The following is a 19,370-nucleotide window of genomic DNA, read 5'->3' as shown; positions in this document are numbered from 1 at the left end:
CCCTATCTCCTAGTTGCGGGTGATCCTGATCGACTGGGGCGTGCCGACGCTCTTCTTGTCGGCGAAGAATTCGAGTTGAACCGTTCCGGGTTCGATGCCCTCGGCCTGATCGCGGGCGAGCTCGACCCTGAGCGACGTTCCGTCCGCCGCCGCGGCGATCGTCATTTCCCGCCCGTCCAGGGTGACCTTTTCGACCTTCTTCAGGTTTTTCCCTGTGACATCGATCCTGATCAGGCTGGGCACGGAGAAGCTGGTTGGAGCCGCCTTGCCGATCGCCACGGCGGCGGGATCCGCGGCGGCCGCGGCGGGGGCGGGTTTGCACGCGTCGCCCGACAGGGTTGCGTCGTAGGCGATGGGCTTGGCGACCTGACCGAGCGGGGTCAGCACCCGGATGTTGTCGTTCAGGCGGAAGGCGCGTTCGCCCGCGATGGCCGCCACCGGCGGCACGGTGACGATGATCCCCTCCATGTCCGGCGCGATGGTGATGGCTTCGCGTCCGAGCGACAGGCCAAGCAGAAGCACCTTTTCGGCGCGCCACAGGTTACGACCGTTGAGGAGAAGCGTCGTCGCCGTGCAGCCATTGACGGGGCCGCCGACGACCTCGTCCAGCTTTGGCGTCCGCCTGGAGTCCTGCAACAGGAGCTGGGTGAAGGCCTGGTCGTCGGAAAGGTTCGCCACGAGCGGAACGGGCAGGATTTCAGGCTTCGCCTCGGACTTGGGCTCGCCGTCCATCGCGACCAGCGCGCCGCGGGCGAGCTTCTGGGGAGACGGCGCCCATACGGTCGTGACCTCGAGATCGAGCACGCTCCACCATGAGGGCACCGACAGGTCCACCGAGAGATCGTAGGACTTGGCGACCTGACGGACTTCGGCGCGCCCGCGGGCGTCGGTGGTCGCGTGCGGTCCGATCACCCAGCCGAAAGTGCGTTTGCCGCCGACCGAATAGCCCACCACCTCGGGCGCCCGATCGAGCGCCGAAGCGCGGTTCATCACGTCGCGCTGAAATCCGGCGCCGAGATTGCCGGCTACGCCTGAAGCCGGGTCGGCGGCGGCGATCGACGCCGCCAGGGCCAGGCTGTTGGCCGAGCGGGCCATCGTGGAGATCTGCTGGGCCTGTTCGCGCGGACCCACTTCGTAGATGCGCACTTGCTGTGCGCTGCCCAGTTCGGGCCTGCGCAGCACCCGCCAGGTCGGCGCCGCCGGCGAATAGTCGGCGACCAGGGACGTGCAGTCCGCACGGTGGCGGATCAGGTCGATCACCTGGTCCTGGTATTTCTTGGCCCGCGCGTATTTCGCGAGGGCGTTCGGGCTCGGCGCGGGAACGCCCAGATTGGTCGCCGCCAGGTTGGCCGAACGGACCAGCGCATAGGATTTGGTTCGCGCGTCGGCGCGGTCAAGCGCCAGGGCGGGCGGCGACCCGGGGCGGCAAAGCCCGATGAGCGCCGTCTCCAGCGCCGGCCCGTCCACCGACAGCGACGCCGTATGTTCGCCGAAATACCGGATGTCCTTCAGATCGTCCTCGTCCCACTCCGCCCGGGTGAGAAGAGGCTGCGGATAGAGCACGACATTCTCGGTCTGCAGCACCGGCGCCAGCATCCGGAACCCGCCGATCTGCGCCTGGGCGAAGTCGCCGCTGTTCTCGAGCGTGTCGAGCTCCGGGTGGGATTTGAAAGTCGCCGCATCGACCCGCCAGGGGCTTTGACTATTGGTCTTCTGCAGCCAGTTGGCGAGAACGTCGGCGGGGCCGTCCGCGCCATCGTCACGGATCCTGACCTGGATCGCGCCCAGGGCCCGCAGGTTGGCCGGATCCGGCGTGACCATCGCCTGGAGGTTCAGCCGGACCAGCCGGTTGTGGCCGGCGTCGTGCAGCTCATCCAGGGCGGCCGCGTTCCTGGCCGCCTTGAGCATGTCGCGATAGGCCAGCCTGTCGCGGAAATCGTCCTGCGGGCTGCTCGTCGCTTCGGTCTTGCCGATCGGCTTCACCTCGGTCGTGAGCCTGCCGGCCGCGCTCGCGATCAATGTGTTGAGCGTCGTTATCACCTGCGACGGATCCGGCGGCGTCACCGCCGTGGACGTGGTCGCCGTCGTCGCCGCGCCCAGCTTGTTGAGGTCGGCGTTCACCGGCGCGGTCTGATCCGGCAGCTTGGCGCGGATGAGCTCGATGTCGCGACGCAGCTGCTCGAGCTGGATCTGCGCCTTCAGCACGTCGATCTGCTGCTGGATTTCGCCCGTCTCGTTCTGCCGCTTGAAGCTGATCGCCGCCGCGGGATCGTAGCGCAGCCCCAGCGCCGCCGAGAACGCGGAAATCTCCTCCATCTCGCGGATCAGGGCGGGTTTGAAGCTGACCTTGGCCGGGTCCTCGCTGTTGGCGATCAGCTTGTCGATCCAGGCGATGTCGGCCGCGCGTTCGTTGATCAGGGCCTCGCGCGAATAGACCTTGGCGTCGCCCAGCGTGATCGTGCCCGGCGTGTCTCGGACGGTCGGGTCGTAGTCTATGGAGCCATGTCCAACGCAGGCCGAAAGGTGCGCCGCGCCCAACACCATGACGGCCGCCCCGGCGGCGTTGCGGCGCAGTCTTCGTGCGGATGCACGAATTCCTGGACCCTTGAATAGGGAATGCCACATGCCAACGCCCCCCGACGTCCTCTGACATCGACCATAGCAAGGCACGTCTGGCTAAACGTCAAGTAGAGTTAATGCTCGCGCGCGTCTTTTTCGTGAACTCTCACGTTCAGTCTCTGGAGAGTGCTCTAGCGCTCGGTTGAGCGCCCGCGAAGCGACCTTTCACCCCACCCCGAACCCCTTCGCCGCCAACTTCCCGCGCGCCGTCTCCCGTTCCCCGGCTTCCCAGTCGGCTCGCAGCAACCCCAGCCCCACCACGTTCAGGGCCTTGCCGCCCTTGACCACGTGGGCGCGGTAGAGGGCCTCGCGCTGGAAGCCGAAGGTCATGTGGAGGCGCCAGACGGCTGCGTTGTCTTCGAGGACTTCGCACCAGAGCTTGTCGAGGCCTAGCTCGTTGAAGACGTGCTCGATGACCCAGTATTCGACGAAGCTGCCTACGCCCAGGCCCCGCACGGCGGGGTCGGCGAGGTAGTAGGCCCAGGTGCAGCGGCGGTTGCTCTGGTCGATGTCGACGACGTTGGCCAGGCCCACGGGCAGGCCGTCCAGCTCGATGATCCAGTAGCGGCGCGAGGGATCCTCGCCGATGCGGGCGAACCAGGCGGCGTGCTCGGCCGGGGTGATGGCGTGGTCGCTGTACATGTAGGGGGCGACGGCGGGCGAGTTGCGCCAGGCCAGCAGCCGGTCGTGATCCTGCGCCGCCACGGGGCGAAGCCTGACGTCGGGCATGTTCGAGCCTCCCCGGATGATCTCACCCCCTCTGGCTAGCGCCGCCCGGAGGCGAGCTCAAGGCTTCAGGCGCGCCAGGAACCGCTCGGCCACCCGCGCCGCGCCGCGTCCGTCGCACACCGCCGCGGCGGCCGTCGACATCGCCGCGCGGGCGCCGCTCGAGGCGGGGCCGTCGACGGCCAGGGCGGCGAAGGCGCTCGCCAGGGCCTCGTCCGGCGTGGCGGCGTCGAGGGCCAGGTGCGCGCCCAAGGCCGACAGCGCCGCGGCGGCTTCCCGCTGGTTGTCGGCCAGCACCAGCGACAGGGTCGGCAGGCCCAGCACGCAGCGCTCCCAGCTGCTCGACCCCGCCGCGCCGACGGCGAGGTCGGCGGCGGCCGTCAGGGCGGCCATGTCGCGGCTGTCGATGTGGAGGGTCAGGCGCGGGTCGGCGGCCGCCAGCGCGCGCAGGGCCGGCAGGCTGGGCGCCTGGCCGCCGACCACCACGTCGAGCGTCCGCTCGCCCAGCACCGGCAGCAGGGCGGCGACCACGCGGGCGGTGATCCCGCCCACGTCGGTCAGGCCCAGCGAAACCAGCACCCGCCGGACCTCGGAGACGGTCGCGCGGTGGGCCAGGGCCGTCTCGCGCAGGGCGGCGAAGGCGGGCGACAGGGCGGCGTGCGACGGGCCCAACAGCAGTTCAGCGTCATTCGGGGTCAGTCCCCGATAGTCCTGCGCCCGCCGCGAAATCCCGGCGTCGACCACCAGGCCGGCGGCCAGCGGCCGGTCGGCCAGGTCGTCCACCGCCAGGGCCGGGCGCTCGCCGGCGATCGCGCGGTGGTCGGGGGCGGAAAGGCCGTAGTGGTCGAAGATCACGGCGTCGAAGCCGGCCGCCAGGGCCGCGCCGCCGGCGACCAGGGCGTCCTTGGTCTCGAAGATCCCGGCCGGTTCGGCCCCGGGCGCGAAGGCGGCCATCAGCCCGGCGAGCGCGGGTGGCCCGGCGAAGTCCCACTCGACCCCCATTTGGGCGCCCTCCGCCTCCAGGGCCCGGGCCAGGTTCAGGCTGCGCATGAAGTGGCCGCCGCCGACCCTGGGGCCCGCATCGACGACGAACAGGATGCGCGGTCCGGGCATGGGGGTCTCGCGGGCGCGGGCGATGGTGCCCGAGTGTGTGCTGGGATTCGTCCCCCTCGCCACCCCCTATCGCCGCTGTGCGCGGAGCGGGGAAGGCGGGCTGAAGAGCGGCCGGCACGGAATTCGCCCATCAAATCGCATTGGTCCTCTTTTGTCTGACAAATGAATCCACCATGCTAGGGCGACAGCGTCCGACCAACGGGACGCGGGTATAGGGAGGCGTGCATGCGGAAGATCCTGGCGGCCGGCGCGGCGATGACGGTTCTGGCGGCGGCGGGTGCGGGCCTCGCCCAGCCCAAGGTCGATCCGGTGCAGATCGATTCCACCCGCCCCGACTGGGAGAACCCGGCCGTCAACGCTCGCGGCAAGATGCCGGCCAGCGCCAGCCACTTCCCGTTCGAAAGCAGAGCCGCCGCCCTGGCCGGCGACATGACCAGGTCGGCCCGCTATCTCAGCCTCGACGGCCAGTGGGCCTTCCAATTCTCGCCGTCGTCGGACGACACGCCCAACGGCTTCGAAAAGTCGGACTACGACGCCTCGACCTGGAAGAGCATCAAGGTGCCGGCCATGTGGCAGGCGCAGGGCTACGACCAGGCCCGCTACAACAACATCACCTACCCGTTCCCCGCCAACCGCCCGCTGATCCCGCACGCGACCAACCCCGTGGGCTCCTACCGCCGCACCTTCGAGGTTCCGGCCGGCTGGAGCGGCCAGGACGTCATCCTGCACATCGGGGCTGCCGGCGCGGCCTACCGCGTCTGGGTCAACGGCCAGGAGGTCGGCTACTACGAAGACTCCAAGCTGCCGGCCGAGTTCGACGTCACCAAGCTCGTGAAGCCGGGGACCAACCTCGTCGCCATCCAGGTGCACCGCTGGGCCGACGGGTCCTACCTTGAGGACCAGGACTTCTGGCGCGTCTCCGGCATCGAGCGCTCGGTCTATCTGAAGGCCGTCCCGCAGGCCCGCACCAGCGACGTCTTCGTCCATGCCGGCCTCGACAAGGCCTATCGCGACGGGGTGCTGAGCACCGAGCTCTCCCTGACCGCCCGCAAGGCGCCGCTCACCGCGCGGATGACCCTGCTCGACGGCGACAAGGAAGTGCTGAAGACCGAGACCAAGGTCGCCGCCGGCGCCGCGCGCACCGTCTCGCTGAACGCCACGGTCCCAGGCGTGCGCCAATGGACCGCCGAAACGCCGAACCTCTACACCCTGCTGGTCGAACTGCTCGACGCCAAGGGCGAGGTCGTCCAGGCCACGCCCCAGCGGATCGGTTTCCGCACCGTCGAGATCAAGGACGGCCGGGTGGCGGTCAACGGCCGGCCCATCGTCATCCGCGGCGTCAATCGCCACGAGCACGATCCGGAGACCTTCCACGTCATCTCCGAAGCCTCGATGCGTCGCGATATCGAGCTGATGAAGAAGGCCAACATCAACGCGGTGCGCACCTCGCACTACCCCAATACCGAGCTCTGGTACGCCTTGGCCGACGAGTACGGCCTCTACGTCATGGACGAGGCCAATATCGAGAGCCACGCCTATATGGACTACGGCAACAAGCATCCCGAGCTGCGCGAGAGCCTGCAGCTGGGCTTCGACCCGGCCTGGGAAGCCGCCCATCGCGACCGGGTGCTGAACATGGTCGAGCGCGACAAGAACCACCCGTCGGTGATCTTCTGGTCGCTGGGCAACGAGGCCGGCATCGGTCCCAACTTCGCCAAGGCGGCCGCCGCCGCCCGCAAGCGCGATCCCAGCCGCCTGATCTCGTACCTGGGCTGGGGCACGCTGGACTGGGAGCATCAGCCGAACGCTTACGTCGACATCTATGCGCCCATGTACGACGACATCGAGAAGATGGTCGACTGGGCCACCGATCCGTCGCGCACCCAGCCGATGATCCAGTGCGAATACGCCCACATGCAGGGCAACGGCGGCGGGAACTTCAAGGACTACTGGGACACCATCTACGCCTACGACAAGCTGCAGGGCGGCTTCGTCTGGGACTGGGTGGACCAGTCGATGTACCGCTACGCCAAGGACGGCCGCCGCTATTGGGGCGACGGCGGCGAGTACGGTCCCAATCCGGGCGGCGACATCGAGTTCGGCGACGGCATGATCCAGCCGGACCGCACGCCCAACCCGCACTATTACGAAGTCAGGAAGGTGCTCTCGCCGATCCAGTTCGGTGGTTTCGATCCGGCCACGGGCAAGCTGACGGTGACCAACCGCCACGACTTCCGCGACCTGTCGGGCTTCGACTTCGAGTGGGTGCTGGAAGGCGACGGGATCGAGGTCGCCTCGGGCGCCCTGCCGGCCCTGTCGACCAAGGCCCGGGGCGTGGAGACGATCACCCTGCCGCTGCCGGCGATCGCGACCAGGCCGGGCGTCGAATACTTCGTCACCGTGCGGGCCAAGGCGAAAGCCGGGGCCGTGCCGATGACCCCGGCCGGCTTCGTGGTCGGCTGGGAGCAGTTCGCCGTCTCGGCCACGCCCAAGCCCGCCGTCGCTCGCCCGGGCGCCGTGGCCCTGACCGACGGCAAGGACGCCGTCGTGCTGGAGGCGGCCGGCGCCAGCCTGACCATCGACCGGGCCACGGGCCTGGTCACGGCCTACGCCAAGGGCGGCGCGGTGCTGGCCCAGGGCGGAGCGCCCAACTTCTTCCGGGCCGAGACCGACAACGACACGGCCACCGGCACGGTCGCCCAGCAGAAGCCCTGGCGCCTGATGACCGACGTGCGCCAGGTGCGCGCGATCACCGCCCGCAAGCTGGCCGGAGGAGAGGCCCAGGTCACGGTCGAGCACGCCCTGGGCGCCGGCGCGGCCAGGTTCGTCACCACCTACGTCATGGCCGGCGACGGCTCGGTGGCCGTGACCGGCGACCTCACCCCGCTGAAGGATGATCTGCCGCCGCCGGTGCGCGTGGGCCTGTGGTTCACCCTGCCGGGCCAGCCCAAGACCGTCGAATGGCTGGGTCGCGGCCCGCACGAGTCTTACGTCGACCGCTTCACCTCGGCCCCGGTCGGCCTGTGGCGCGGCGCCCTGGCCGACCAGAACCACGACTACATGCGGCCCCAGGACACCGGCAACAAGACGGGCGTGCGCTGGCTGGAACTGTCGGGCGGCGACAAGGGGGGCGGCCAGGGGGCGGCGGGCCTGCGGGTCGAGGCCGCCGGCGCCCCCCTGATGATGAACGCCCTGGCCTTCCCCTACACCGACCTCTACCGCCGTCCGGCCGGAACCTGGAAATCCACCGACATCGTCCCCCACGACGCCGGAACCCTGCTGATCGACGCCGCCCAATGGGGCGTCGGCGGCGACACCACCTGGAACTTCGTCGGCCAGCCGCACGTGAAGTACCGCACGACCCTGGCCCCGACCCGCGTGAGCTTCCGCCTGGAGCCGTTCACGGGCGAGGGGACGGAGGTTGGCAAGGCGAAGCCGGCGCGGGCGACGGAGGTGGAATAGCCCCTCAGTCCGTTCCTCCCAACAGCCCCTGGATCACGCTCGCGCCCTGGGCGGCGGCCAGGGTGCGGGCGGTCTGGCCCGTGGCGTCGGGGCGGGTGGGGGAGGCGCCTTTGGCGAGGAGGAGGCGGACCTGGGTTTCGCGGCCGAACAGGCTGGCCAGCATCAGGGCGGTCTGGCCCTGGGCGTTGGCCTGGTCGACCGGGCAGGCGGTCTCGTCGAGCAGCAGGCGGGCGACCGCGTCGTCGCCCTTGAAGGCCGCGCCCATCAGGGCGGTGTTGCCCCTGGTGTCGCCGGCGCAGGCGTCGGCGCCGCGCTTGATCAGGGTGCGGACGAGGTCGACCTTACCGTTGTAGGCGGCGAGCGTCAGGGCGGTGTAGCCGCGCGCGTCGCGGGCGTTCAGCGGGGCGCCGGCGTCGAGCAGGGCGAGCACGATGTCCGCCCGACCCTCGCGGGCGGCGGCGAAGAAGGCGGCCTTGGGATCGGGCGTAGGTGCGGCGGGCGCGCCTTGCAGGGCGGCGGCCAGGAGGATGGCGGTGAACATGTGAAGCCTTGGGGGATCCGAAAGGAGAGCGGACCCGGCCGTTTCCGACCGGGTCCTGAAGGGGCTTAGTTGCTGGCCAGCTTGGCGGCTTCCAGCGCCTTGGCGGCCCGGGCCTTGACGGCCGTCAGGTCGACCTTGGTCGCCGCCGCTAGGCGCGTCCCGTAGTCGGGATCGGCCGCGTAGAAGTGGCTGACCATGATCTCCTTGATCTCCGGAACCGTGACGCCGTTGAGGTCGCCCGACAGGTTGCGGATCAGGGCGGCCTTCTGGTCCTCCGGCAGGCGCTTCCAGAAGAGGCCCGCCTGGACGAACGGCTCCTGCTTGCCGATCGCCTTCTGCTGGATCGTGGTCGTCACCTCATAGGGGCTGAGCTTGTAGGCGGCCGTGTCGGCATAGACGCCCGCATCGGTGCGGCGCGAGGGCTGGTAATTGACGTCGCCGACGCGCGGCACGGTGTTCATCGCCCCGTCCTGGGCGCCGTTCCTGACGGCGACCTTGGGGGCGTTGACGGCCAGCTGCTGGTAGTTCGGGCCCAGGCGGTGGCGTTGGGTGTCGGCGTAGCTGAACAGGCGACCCTGCAGCAGGCGGTCGGGCGAGGGCTCGATGCCCGGAACCAGGACGCCCGGCGAGAAGGCGCTCATCTCGGTCGACTGGAAGAAGTTCTCCGGCATGCGGTTCAAGGTCATGGTCCCGACCTTGATCTCGGGCATGTCGTACCAGTCCTTCGTCGCGTCGAAGGGGTTGTAGCCCAGCTTGGCGATGTCCTCGGGCTTGAGGATCTTGACGTAGAGATCCCACTTGGCGGGTTGGCCCTTGCCGATCGTGGCGTAGAGGTCGTCGGTCAGGTAGTTGAAGCCGGCCTTCTGGGCCTCGTCGGGGGTGTAGTTCCTGATCCCCTGCTGGCTCTTCCAGTGGAACTTGGCGAACACCACCTTGCCGTCTTCATCCACCAGCTTCAGGGCATGGACGCCATTGCCGTCCATGGTCCGGTAGCTCTGCGGCGTGCCGAGGTCCGTATAGAGCTGGGTGATCATGTGGGTGCTTTCCGGCTGGTGACTGAAGAAGTCGAACAGTCGGGTCGGGTCCTGCTTGTTGGTCACCGGCGAGGGCTTCAGCGAGTGCACCATGTCGGGGAACTTCATGGCGTCGCGGATGAAGAACACCGGCAGGTTGTTGCCCACCAGGTCCCAGTTGCCTTCGCTCGAATAGAACTTGGTGGCGAAGCCGTGCGGGTCGCGCAGATATTCGGGCGAGCCCTGCGGGTGGATCACGGTCGAGAAGCGCACGAACACCGGGGTGGTGACGCCGGCCTTGAACAGGGCCGCCTTGGTGTATCTGTCGAGCTCGCCGTTGGAGACGAACTGGCCCTCCGCGCCCGTGCCGCGGGCGTGGACGACGCGCTCGGGGATGCGCTCGCGGTCGAAACGGGCCAGCTTCTCGATGAGGTGGAAGTCCTCCAGCATCACCCCGCCCCATTCGCCGGCGGTCTTGGAGTTCTGGTTGTCGCCCACCGGGGCGCCGCTGTCCTGAGTCTGGCTGGGGGTCTGGCGGGGCGTGTCGGCGGCCTGGGCGGAGGCGGCGCCGCTGGCCGTCAGGGCGAGGGCGGCGAGGATGGCGGTGGAGGGGCGGGACGTCATCGGGTCTCCTGTCGGCCAATCGTGGCGATGTCTTTGGCGATGCGTCCTTTCGAATAGGGACGGGGCCTGACCGACGGAAACGAATAGAATCTCGGGCCCTGATCGACTGGGCCGATCAGCCGGCCAGGCTCTGTCGCCCCGGGCGGACAGGGCGCGCGGCGTTCGCCAGGCTCTGGCGCCCAGGGGGCGGAGCCCCCGCCAAGCTCTGGCGGATATGCTGGGCCAGCAGGGCGAACTCCTCGGCGCGCGGGGTGTTGCGCCGCCAGGCCAGGGCGATGGTGCGGTGCGCCCGGGGCGCGTCGAGCGGACGGGTGACGATCGGCGCGCCGTCGATGACTCCGGCCTCGACGGCGATGGCGGGGATCAGGCTGACGCCCATCCGCGCCTCGACCAACTGGACCAGGGTGTGCACGCCGGCCCCGCGCCCGGGGGCGCGGTCGAGATCGCGGCGTTCGCAGGCGTCCAGGGCGTGGTCGCGCAGGCAGTGGCCGTCGTCGAGCAGCAGCAGGCGCTCGGCCGGCAGGTCGCGGGGGGCGATCGACGGGCGCCGGGCCAGCGGGTCATCGACGTGCAGGGCGACCAGGATCTCGTCCTCGAACAGGGTGACGTGGTCGAGGCCGTCGCAAGGATAGGGCAGGGCCAGCACCAGGCAGTCGCGCGCGCCCCGGCTGAGGGACTCGCAGGCCCAGTGGCTCATCTCCTCGTGCAGCACGACCTGCAGTTCGGGGCAGCTCTTCTCCAGCGCCGGCAGCAGGCGCGGCAGCAGGAAGGGGGCGATGGTCGGGATCACCGACAGCCGCAGCGCGCCGCTCAGCGGCGTGGCCGGGGCCCCGGCCAGGGCGGCCAGGTCGCGGGCCTGGGCCAGCATGTCCTGCGCCCGCATCGCCGCCCGCACGCCCAGCGGCGTGAAGATCGTCACCCGCCGGGTGCGCTCGACCAGCCGCGCGCCGAGGATGGTCTCCAGCTCCTTCAGGCCGGCCGAAAGCGTGGACTGGGTGACGTTGCAGGCGTCGGCCGCCCGGCTGAAGTGCATGTGCTCGTGCAGGCTGACCAGATATTGCAGCTGCCGCAAGGTGGGCAGGATCATCGGCGAGCGCCCGCCATCGCCGTTTCGGGCGCGCGGGAAAGGACGACGGGCGGGCCGTCGAGCGGGCGGGGTGTCATGCGGGAGCTCCTCGGCTCCCAGACTTCACCGCGCCGGCCGATAAGGCGAATAGATAGTTTTCATCGGCTCGATTGAGCGGGTCGATGGGGGTGAAGCGCGCGCCCCGGCTCCCCCTCCGCCGTCATCCCGGGCGCAGGCGCGCAGCGCCGCAGACCCGGGACCCAGGGGACTGGGCTCGGAAAGGCGATCGCGCGCCCAGGCGGCGACCGACGCGGTGCGGCGGCCCCTGGGTCCTGGATAGCCGCTGCGCGGCTTCCGGGATGACGAGCTCAGGGGGTGGCGAGGAGGGCCGTTAGCCCGCCAGCGCTTCGCGCTTCTCTTCCAGCGCCAGCCAGTCTTCCTCGGCCTGGGCCAGATCCGCCCGGGCCTTGTCGAGCGACTTCATGATCTTGTCGAAGCCGGCCGGGTCGCGGGCGTAGAGGTTGGGGTCGTCGAGCTTCTTCTCGAGGTCGGCCAGGATCTTGGGGGAATTGGCGATCAGGGCCTCGCATTCCTCCAGGCGGCGCTGGTCCTTGTAGGACAGCTTGACGGCCTTCTTGGGCGCGGCCGGGGCGGCGGGGGTGACGATGGCCTTGTGCGAGCCGGTTCCGGTGGCGAAGTCGCCGGCCGCGCCGCGGGCGCCCTTGAAGAAGTCCGGGGCCTGGTCGATCAGGTCGCTCCAGCCGCCGGGGGTCTCCAGCACCTGGCCGTGGCCGTTCATGGCGATGGTCGAGCTGGCCAGGCGGTCGATGAAGTCGCGATCGTGGCTGACGAGAATGAGGGTTCCCTCGAAATCGGCCAGAAGCTCTTCCAGCAGGTCGAGCGTGTCCATGTCGAGGTCGTTGGTCGGCTCGTCGAGCACCATCAGGTTCATCGGCGTGGCCAGGGCGCGGGCCAGCAGCAGGCGGTTGCGCTCGCCGCCCGACAGGCTGGTGACCGGCTGGCGCAGCTGGGCCTCGGTGAACAGGAATTCCTTGGCGTAGCCGGCCACGTGCTTGGGCTGGCCGCGCACCAGGATGGAGTCGCCGCCCGACGGGGTCAGGAAATCCCAGACGGTGATCTTCTCCGACAGGGCCATGCGGTTCTGGTCGACATAGGCGACCTCCAGATTGGTGCCCAGCTGAACGGTGCCGGCGTCGGCCTCCAGCTCGCCCAGCAGCAGGCGCACCAGGGTGGTCTTGCCCGCGCCGTTGGGGCCGACCAGGGCGACGCGGTCGCCGCGCAGGATGCGGGTCGAGAAGTTCTCGACGATGGTGCGCTCGCCGAACGTCTTGGTCAGGCCCTTGGCCTCGACCACGCGCTTGCCCGAGGTGCCCGAGCTCTCGACCGCCATGGTCATCGAGCCGCGCTTGTCGGCGACGATGTCGCGCTTCTGGGCGCGCAGGTCCATCAGGGCGCGGCGGCGGCCTTCGTTGCGGGCCCGGCGGCCCTGGACGCCGCGGGCCAGCCAGGCGTTTTCCTTTTCCAGCTGCTTGTTCAGCCGGCGCTCCTCGTCGGCCTCGGCGGCCAGCACCTGCTCGCTCCAGGTCTCGAACTCGGCGAAACCCTTGTCGAGGCGGCGCACCTTGCGGTGCTCCAGCCAGAAGGTGCGCTGGGTGACGCGGTTGAGGAAGGCGCGGTCGTGGCTGACGATCAGGGCCGCGCACTTGGAGTTGGCCAGCTCTTCTTCCAGCGTCTGGATGGCGAAGATGTCCAGGTGGTTGGTCGGCTCGTCGAGCAGCAGCACGTCGGGCTGTTCGGCGAACGCCCGTGCAAGAGCGGCGCGGCGGCGCTCGCCGCCGGAGAGGCCCTGGGTGCTCTTCTGGAAGTCCAGGCCGAAGTCGGCCAGGGTCGCGTGGGCCTCGTAGTCCTGGGCGCCGCCGGCCGTGCAGTAGTCGAGCAGGGTCTCGCCGGTGATGTCCGGCTCCTGGCTGACGAACACCACCTTGGCGCCCGGCTGCACGGCGCGCTCGCCGCTGTCGGCCTCGGCGCCCTGGGCGGCCAGAACCTTCAGCAGGGTCGACTTGCCGGCGCCGTTGCGGCCGACCAGGCAGGCGCGCACGCGCGGCTCCAGAGCCAGGTCCACGCCGTCGAACAGCGGCTTGGCGCCGTCGGCGAGACGAACGTCCTTGAGGGCGAGCACGGGGGCGCGGGCGGGGGCGGCCATGGAGCGGTCTTTACGTCTGGGAGGGCGGCGAGGCGGGGGAGGCGAAGGAGATGGGGCCTATAGCAGGGCGCGGGGAGGGGGAAGGCGGAAAGTTTGACGGGCGGGCGAGCCGATTGCGGGTGTTTGGGTGAAGCGCTACCTTGGCGGGCATGAACGCGCCGGCCCTGTCGTCTTTTAGCAAACACCTTCGCCGCCTCGGCGAGTGGTTGATGACGCTGTTCCTCCTGTGGATCGGGGTGGGCGAAAGCGTCCTGCGATTCTTCTTCAGCGGCGGGCGGGACGGCGTGATCGACACCGTCTGGCTGGCAGGCCTGCTGGCCGCCTTCCTGATCTTCTTCGTGGCCCTTCATCTGCTCGACAGGCCACGGGGGGGTCCCCGCCAGGCCCTGGTCTGGGCGGTGCTAGGCACGGCGATCTGGCTAGGCTTCTGCGCCTGGGCGGCGCCGATCATTCCCCCGACCGAGCGCCTGACCGCGACGGCCCTCGGCCTGGCGCCGATCGTCGCCGGTTGGGCCGGGCTGGCGTTCAAGGCGCACAGCCTTGGACGCGGGACGGCGCCGGAATCGCTCCTCGAAAAGATCGCGGGGTTCCTGCTCTGGGTGCTGCTTTCGGGCGTCGCCGGCGCGCCCTTGCTGATCCGCTTCCTTGAAGGCGGCTGGCGCGAGGGCGGGCCGGTGCTGCTGGCCCTGTTCGCCTGCGGTTGCCTGCTGATGGTCGTGCTGGCGGCCTTCTTCCGCCCCAAGCCCCAGGGGCAGGTCTAAGCCGCCCGCTTCATCTCCTCCGCCTGCGCCGGGATCGGCTTGCGCAGCACCCGCTCGCGCAGGCGCAGGAAGGGGCGTTCGATCAGCAGCCACAGCAGGATGGCGGCCGCGAAGTCGGCGGCGAGATAGGCGCCAACGCCGGTCCAGCCGCGCAGCACGGTGTCGCCCAGGGCCTCGCGCAGCATATGCTGCACCGGCTTGTGGACGAGGTAGAGGCTGTAGGCCAGGGTCGCCACGGCGGTGACGGGCTGGAGGGGCAGCCGTTGCAGGGCCGGCTCCAGGTCGAGCAGGGCGCAGAGCAGCAGGGCCGTGGCCAGGCAGGCCAGCGGATAGAGGAAGACCGCGCCGGTCAGGTCCAGCGCCACGCCGTCGGCGGTGCGCAGGCACAGGATCACGGTGGCGACGGCGGCGGCCAGGCCCAGCGGTCCGGTCACGGTCGGCGGCAGCCAGCGGGCGACCTGGGCGGGGCGGAAGATGCGGGCGGCGGCCAGCAGCACGCCCAGGGCCAGGCCGTCCAGCCGGGTCCAGGTCGGATAGTAGATCAGCCGCAGGAAGTCGGCGGGCCGGGTGGACGGATCGGCGGCCGGGCCGTGCCAGATCCCCCAGCGCAGGGCCATGCCGCCGAGGATCAGGGCCGCGCCGACGGCGACGCTGGGCCCCCATCCCCTGAAGCGGGCCAACAGGAGGACCAGCGGCGGCAGGATCCAGTAGAAGTGCTCCTCGACGCACAGCGACCAGGCCGAGGTGAAGGCGCCGGTGACGCGGTAGTCGAGGCCGACGTTCATGGTGAAGGTCAGGAACCGCCACAGCGGCTGGATCGCCTTGCCGTCCGAGAAGCCGGGCAGCAGGAAATAGAGCGCCAGCACCACCAGGAAGGCCGGCAGGATGCGGAAGGCGCGGCTGGTCCAGAAGCGCTTGAAGTCGACGCCGTTCCCCGCCGCGATCCCCTTCAGCAGCTGGGCGCCGATCAGGTAGCCGCTGAGCACGAAGAACACGTCGACCCCCAGCCAGCCGAAGGGCTGGACGGTGAGCAGCGGCTCGGGCCGGGCGGGCTTGGGCATGTGCCAGGTCATGACCAGCAGGATGGCGGCGGCGCGCAGCAGGTCGGGTCCGTAGGCGCGGCGATGCTGGTCGCGCCCATGCTGGTCGCGCGATGGGGCGAAGAGGGCGACGAGGGCCCTGGAGACGGCGTTCATGATGATCCCGAAAGGCCGCCGGGAGGCAAGGGCGGCGGCCGGGGAGGATGGTGCGCGATCAACCTTGAGTCGTCACGGGGGAGAGGCGAGGTTTCGGAAGATTTCGATCGTCCTTCTCCCCTTGCGGGAGAAGGTGTCGGCGATAGCCGACGGATGAGGGGTCTCTCAGACTTGAGACGCCGCGCCGGCCCCCTCAGTCGCTCCGCGACAGCTCCCCCAGAGGGGGAGCATCTGCTGAGCTAAATCCTCCCCCTCTGGGGGAGGTGGCCCGGAGGGCCGGAGGGGGTCTACGCCCCCGTCAGCCGCCACACGGCGAAATCCTTGAACCGCAGCCGGCTCCAGGTCGTGCGCAGCCCGAACCATCCCGAGCGATAGGGGTCGCTGTCGGCCAGCTCGAACAGCTTGCGGCCGTCGGCCCAGTACTGGATCAGGCCGTCATAGGCCACCAGCTGGACGGCGACCCAGCGGTTGGGCTGAAGCAGGGTCCGGGCGTCCTTGAGGTCGTGCTGGGGCAGCATGGGGCGGTCGCCGGCCCGGCCGACATAGCGGCGCAAGCGGGTGCTGGAATTGTAGTTGCCGCCCTGGCCGACATAGTAGGTCTTGAGCAGGTCGTAGTCGGCGAAGGCGCCGCTGCGGGGGCTGGCGAAGAGGTCGTCCGGGGAGCGGACGTCGGTGGCCATCCAGAAGGCGTTGAGGTCGCTGATCCGGTCGTTGCGGCCGCCTTCATAGACCGCCAGGGCCTGGTATTCGATCAGCAGCGGGCCTTGCAGGCGCGGCTTGAACCAGGCGGTCAGGCCGGCCGGGGCGTCGAGCTCGAGGACGCCGTTTTCGGCTTTTGCGGCGGCGGGCTTCTCGGCCTCGATCGTCCAGTTGGCGAGGTCTTGGGTGAAATCGTCCGTATAGAGACGGTTTGCCTTGCGCCAGGGCTCTGGGGTTTGCGCGCGGGCGGTCGTGGCCAGCGGCAGGGCGAGGGCGGAAAGGGCGAGGGCGCGGCGGGTGAGCATGGGGGCAGGGGTAGCAGGGCCGGAGACGCTCGCGAAGCCCCTCTCCCCCTGCGGGAGAGGGTGGCCTCCGAAGGAGGTCGGGTGAGGGGTCTCTCAGGCCGTACCGCCGCGGCGGCGGTCAGGCTGGGTGAGGCGATTTCCTTTTGAGAGACCCCTCATCCGTCGGCCTTCGGCCGCCACCTTCTCCCGCAAGGGGAGAAGGGTTCAGTCCTCGTCCGGCTCATACGGCCAGTCGCCCTTGTCGACCATCAGGTCGGTGGCGACGAAGTCCATGGCGTCTTCGGGGTCGTCGAGGCTGGTTTCGCTGATGGTCTGGTCGCGGATCGAGATCCCGGCCTTGTGGGGGCTGTCGGGGTCGCCGGTGATCAGCGGGTGCCACTGGGGCAGGGTCTTGCCCTCGTGCAGGCGGCGATAGGCGCAGGAGGGGGGCATCCACTCCAGGTCCTCGATGTTGTGCGGCGTCAGCTTGATGCAGTCGGGCACGGTCTTGCGGCGATTGGGGTAGTCGCTGCAGCGGCAAAGATGGGCGTCGAGCAGCTGGCAGTGCACCCGTGTGGGGATCACTTCGCCCGTATCTTCGTCTTCGAAGCGAACCAGGCAGCAAAGGCCGCAGCCGTCGCATAGACTCTCCCACTCGGGGACGGTCATCTGGTGAAGGGATTTCGTCTCCCAGAAAGGTTTGCGCGCCATCATCGGGGCGTCCTAAACCCAAACGCCAAGAAGACCAACTGGACGCAACACCGCACGTGAACGACTGGACGCTGCCGCCCTACAAGTTCGAGGACACGCCCGCGCGCCCGACGCCGCCGGCGCAGGGCGGATTCGCGCCTGTTCCGCCGTCTCCGCCGGAGCCTCCCCAGCAGCCGCCGCAGCGCCCGCCGGAGGAGCCGTTCCGCGCCGACCTGAAGCCGCCGCGCAAGAAGGGCGGCTGGGGCTGGGTGTGGATCACCCTGCTGGTCAGCGCCCTGATCGGCTTCATCGCCGTGGGCGGCGGCGCGGCCTATGTGTGGTTCAAATATCTGAAGGACACGCCGGAGCTGCCCAGCCGGGAGGCCCTGTTCGCCATCAACCGCGCGCCGGGCGTGCGGTTCGAGGACCGCAGCGGCCAGGTGATCGCCACGCGCGGCCCGCGCTACGGCCAGCGGGTGACGGTCAATACGGTGCCGGGCTACGTGCCGCTGGCCTTCCTGGCGGCCGAGGACAAGCGCTTCTACAAGCACGGGCCGATCGACCTCTACGGCATCACCCGCGCGGCCTGGGTCAACTGGCGCGCGGGGCGCACGGTGCAGGGCGCCTCGACCTTGTCGCAGCAACTGGCCAAGGGCCTGTTCCTGACGCCCGACCGCACGGTCGAGCGCAAGCTGCAAGAAATGCTGATGGCCTGGCGGCTCGAGCAGGTGCTGAGCAAGGACGAGGTGCTGGAGCTCTATCTCAACCGCGTGTTCTTCGGGGCCAACACCTATGGCGTCGATGGCGCGGCAAGGACCTATTTCGGCAAGCCGGCCAGCCAGCTGACCCTGTCGGAAGCCGCCCTGCTGGCCTCGCTGCCCAAGGCACCGTCGCGCCTGGCCCTGACGCGGGACATGGAGGGGGCGCTGGCCCGCTCGCGGCTGGTCCTGGCCAACATGAAAAAAGAGGGCTGGATCACCGCCGAGGAGGAGGCCAAGGCGCTGGACGACACCCCGCGCCTGTCGCCCGACGCCGTCAGCGACGAGGGCGACTATGGCTGGGTGCTGGACTACGCCACCACCGAGGCGATCCGCATCGCCGGCCAGAACGCGCCGGATCTGGTGGTGCGCCTGACCATCGACAGCCGCCTGCAGAAGGCGGGCGCCGACATCGTGCGCCAGGCCATCGCGCTCGGCGGCGAGCATGCCGGAGCCAGCCAGGCGGCGCTGCTGTCGATCTCGGCCGACGGGGCGATCCGGGCGATGGTGGGCGGCACGGACTATATCGCCAGCCCCTTCAACCGCGCGGTGCAGGCGCGTCGCCAGCCGGGCTCGACCTTCAAGCCGTTCGTCTATGCCGCGGCCCTGGAGAAGGGCGTGCTGCCGACCGACATCCGCGTCGACGCGCCGGTGCAGTTCGGCGACTGGAAGCCGGAGAACTATGGCGGCGACTATCGCGGCCCGATGACGGTGGAGCAGGCCCTGGTGACCTCGACCAACACCATCGCCGTCAAGCTGGCCCAGGAGGCCGGCGGCGCGCGGGTGGCGGACCTGGCCCGCCGGTTCGGCGTGACCAGCCTGCCCGAGCGGCCGGACCTGTCGGTGGCCTTGGGGGCCTATGAGGTCAATCTGCTGCAGATGACCTCGGGCTTCCAGGTGTTCCAATTGGGCGGCCAGCGCGTGGCGCCCTACGTCATCGAGAGCATCGCCGCCCAGGACGGCCGGCCGATCTACAGCCGCGGGCCGCTGGCCCCGACCCAGGTCTATGACGTCGCCAAGGCCAGCATGATGGTCAAGATGATGAAGAAGGTGGTCGACCAGGGCACCGCCAAGCGGGCGGCGTTCGGCTGGCCGGCGGCGGGCAAGACCGGCACCAGCCAGAACTGGCGCGACGCCTGGTTCGTGGGCTTCACCCCCGACTTCGTGACCGGCGTCTGGGTGGGCAACGACGACGACAAGCCGATGAACAAGGTGGTCGGCGGCGACATCCCGGCCAGCATCTGGCGGCGGTTCATGCTGGCCGCGCACCAGAACCTGGCGATCCGGGATTTCCCGTGGCTGCTGCCCGACCCGGAGCCGAGGACCTCGCCGGATCCGAGGAACGGCTTTTACGAGACCCTGTCGTCGGAGTTCGCGCGGACGGCCTCGGAACTCGAGGCCGACGCCGCGCCGGACGATCCGGCGCCGGGGGCGGGGCCGCAGCCGCAGACGCCGCCGGAGCTGCCTTACTGAGGGAGCGAGCCGAAGGCGGGCGGTTCTTGGGGCTTGGCTGAGGCGTCAGTGATCGAAATCGTGCATGGTCGAGTTCGTCTCAACCTGAACGGACGGGCAGATGATCTTCCGTAGTCGGTGG

Annotated in this window: 13 protein-coding genes; 3 read left to right on the top strand and 10 right to left on the bottom strand. The window is 69.8% G+C overall.

Annotated elements, in window-relative coordinates; genetic code table 11:
* Positions 1 to 9: 9 nt before the first annotated feature.
* The 3 genes from AC1RRS_RS02840 to pseG form a co-directional block, all read right to left on the bottom strand.
* Entirely contained in the window at positions 10 to 2,544 is a 2,535-nt protein-coding gene (locus tag AC1RRS_RS02840; RefSeq protein WP_492853849.1) for a hypothetical protein, read from the bottom strand.
* 240 nt (positions 2,545 to 2,784) lie between these two features.
* A complete protein-coding gene (pseH, locus tag AC1RRS_RS02835; protein ID WP_492853848.1) occupies positions 2,785 to 3,348 on the bottom strand; it encodes a UDP-4-amino-4,6-dideoxy-N-acetyl-beta-L-altrosamine N-acetyltransferase in 564 nt (187 codons plus the stop codon).
* Between the two features lie 57 nt (positions 3,349 to 3,405).
* A complete protein-coding gene (pseG, locus tag AC1RRS_RS02830) occupies positions 3,406 to 4,458 on the bottom strand; it encodes a UDP-2,4-diacetamido-2,4,6-trideoxy-beta-L-altropyranose hydrolase (protein WP_492853847.1) in 1,053 nt (350 codons plus the stop codon).
* 225 nt (positions 4,459 to 4,683) lie between these two features.
* Between pseG and AC1RRS_RS02825 the strand changes: the two genes are divergently transcribed.
* Complete coding sequence (locus tag AC1RRS_RS02825; protein WP_492853846.1) at positions 4,684 to 7,920, top strand: glycoside hydrolase family 2 TIM barrel-domain containing protein; 3,237 nt, start codon at positions 4,684 to 4,686, stop codon at positions 7,918 to 7,920.
* A gap of 4 nt (positions 7,921 to 7,924) precedes the next feature.
* Here the strand turns inward: AC1RRS_RS02825 and AC1RRS_RS02820 are convergent, their stop codons facing one another.
* The 4 genes from AC1RRS_RS02820 to AC1RRS_RS02805 form a co-directional block, all read right to left on the bottom strand.
* Positions 7,925 to 8,461 carry an ankyrin repeat domain-containing protein gene (locus AC1RRS_RS02820; RefSeq protein WP_492853845.1) on the bottom strand — a complete coding sequence of 179 codons (537 nt, stop codon included), beginning with the start codon at positions 8,459 to 8,461 and terminating at the stop codon, positions 7,925 to 7,927.
* 65 nt (positions 8,462 to 8,526) lie between these two features.
* Positions 8,527 to 10,098: a catalase gene (locus AC1RRS_RS02815; protein ID WP_492853844.1), complete on the bottom strand. Its 1,572-nt coding sequence runs from the start codon at positions 10,096 to 10,098 to the stop codon at positions 8,527 to 8,529.
* Between the two features lie 115 nt (positions 10,099 to 10,213).
* Complete coding sequence (locus tag AC1RRS_RS02810; RefSeq protein WP_492853843.1) at positions 10,214 to 11,185, bottom strand: hydrogen peroxide-inducible genes activator; 972 nt, start codon at positions 11,183 to 11,185, stop codon at positions 10,214 to 10,216.
* Positions 11,186 to 11,555: 370 nt separating this feature from the next.
* Entirely contained in the window at positions 11,556 to 13,388 is a 1,833-nt protein-coding gene (locus AC1RRS_RS02805) for an ABC-F family ATP-binding cassette domain-containing protein (protein WP_492853842.1), read from the bottom strand.
* 209 nt (positions 13,389 to 13,597) lie between these two features.
* Between AC1RRS_RS02805 and AC1RRS_RS02800 the strand changes: the two genes are divergently transcribed.
* Positions 13,598 to 14,149 (top strand): hypothetical protein, encoded by a 552-nt coding sequence (locus AC1RRS_RS02800; RefSeq protein WP_492853841.1) that lies wholly within the window; start codon positions 13,598 to 13,600, stop codon positions 14,147 to 14,149.
* Here the strand turns inward: AC1RRS_RS02800 and AC1RRS_RS02795 are convergent.
* The 3 genes from AC1RRS_RS02795 to AC1RRS_RS02785 all read right to left on the bottom strand — a co-directional run bounded on the left by AC1RRS_RS02795 (position 14,146) and on the right by AC1RRS_RS02785 (position 17,042).
* Positions 14,146 to 15,345 (bottom strand): acyltransferase family protein, encoded by a 1,200-nt coding sequence (locus AC1RRS_RS02795; RefSeq protein ID WP_492853840.1) that lies wholly within the window; start codon positions 15,343 to 15,345, stop codon positions 14,146 to 14,148. The two genes, AC1RRS_RS02800 and AC1RRS_RS02795, sit on opposite strands and share 4 nt — an antisense overlap.
* A 287-nt stretch (positions 15,346 to 15,632) precedes the next feature.
* Positions 15,633 to 16,349 (bottom strand): DUF6250 domain-containing protein, encoded by a 717-nt coding sequence (locus AC1RRS_RS02790; protein ID WP_492853839.1) that lies wholly within the window; start codon positions 16,347 to 16,349, stop codon positions 15,633 to 15,635.
* Positions 16,350 to 16,553: 204 nt separating this feature from the next.
* On the bottom strand, positions 16,554 to 17,042 hold the full coding sequence (locus AC1RRS_RS02785) for a YcgN family cysteine cluster protein (RefSeq protein ID WP_110118077.1): 489 nt from the start codon (positions 17,040 to 17,042) through the stop codon (positions 16,554 to 16,556).
* A 53-nt stretch (positions 17,043 to 17,095) separates the two neighbouring features.
* On the opposite strand from AC1RRS_RS02785, the gene pbpC reads away from it, so the two are divergent.
* Positions 17,096 to 19,249, top strand: coding sequence for a multimodular transpeptidase-transglycosylase PbpC (gene pbpC / locus AC1RRS_RS02780; protein ID WP_492853838.1), 2,154 nt, complete (start codon positions 17,096 to 17,098; stop codon positions 19,247 to 19,249).
* The last annotated feature ends 121 nt before the right edge of the window (positions 19,250 to 19,370 follow it).

The organism is Caulobacter sp. GW821-FHT12A07 (genome assembly GCF_058807655.1).
This window is presented reverse-complemented; position numbering and strand designations above follow the sequence as displayed.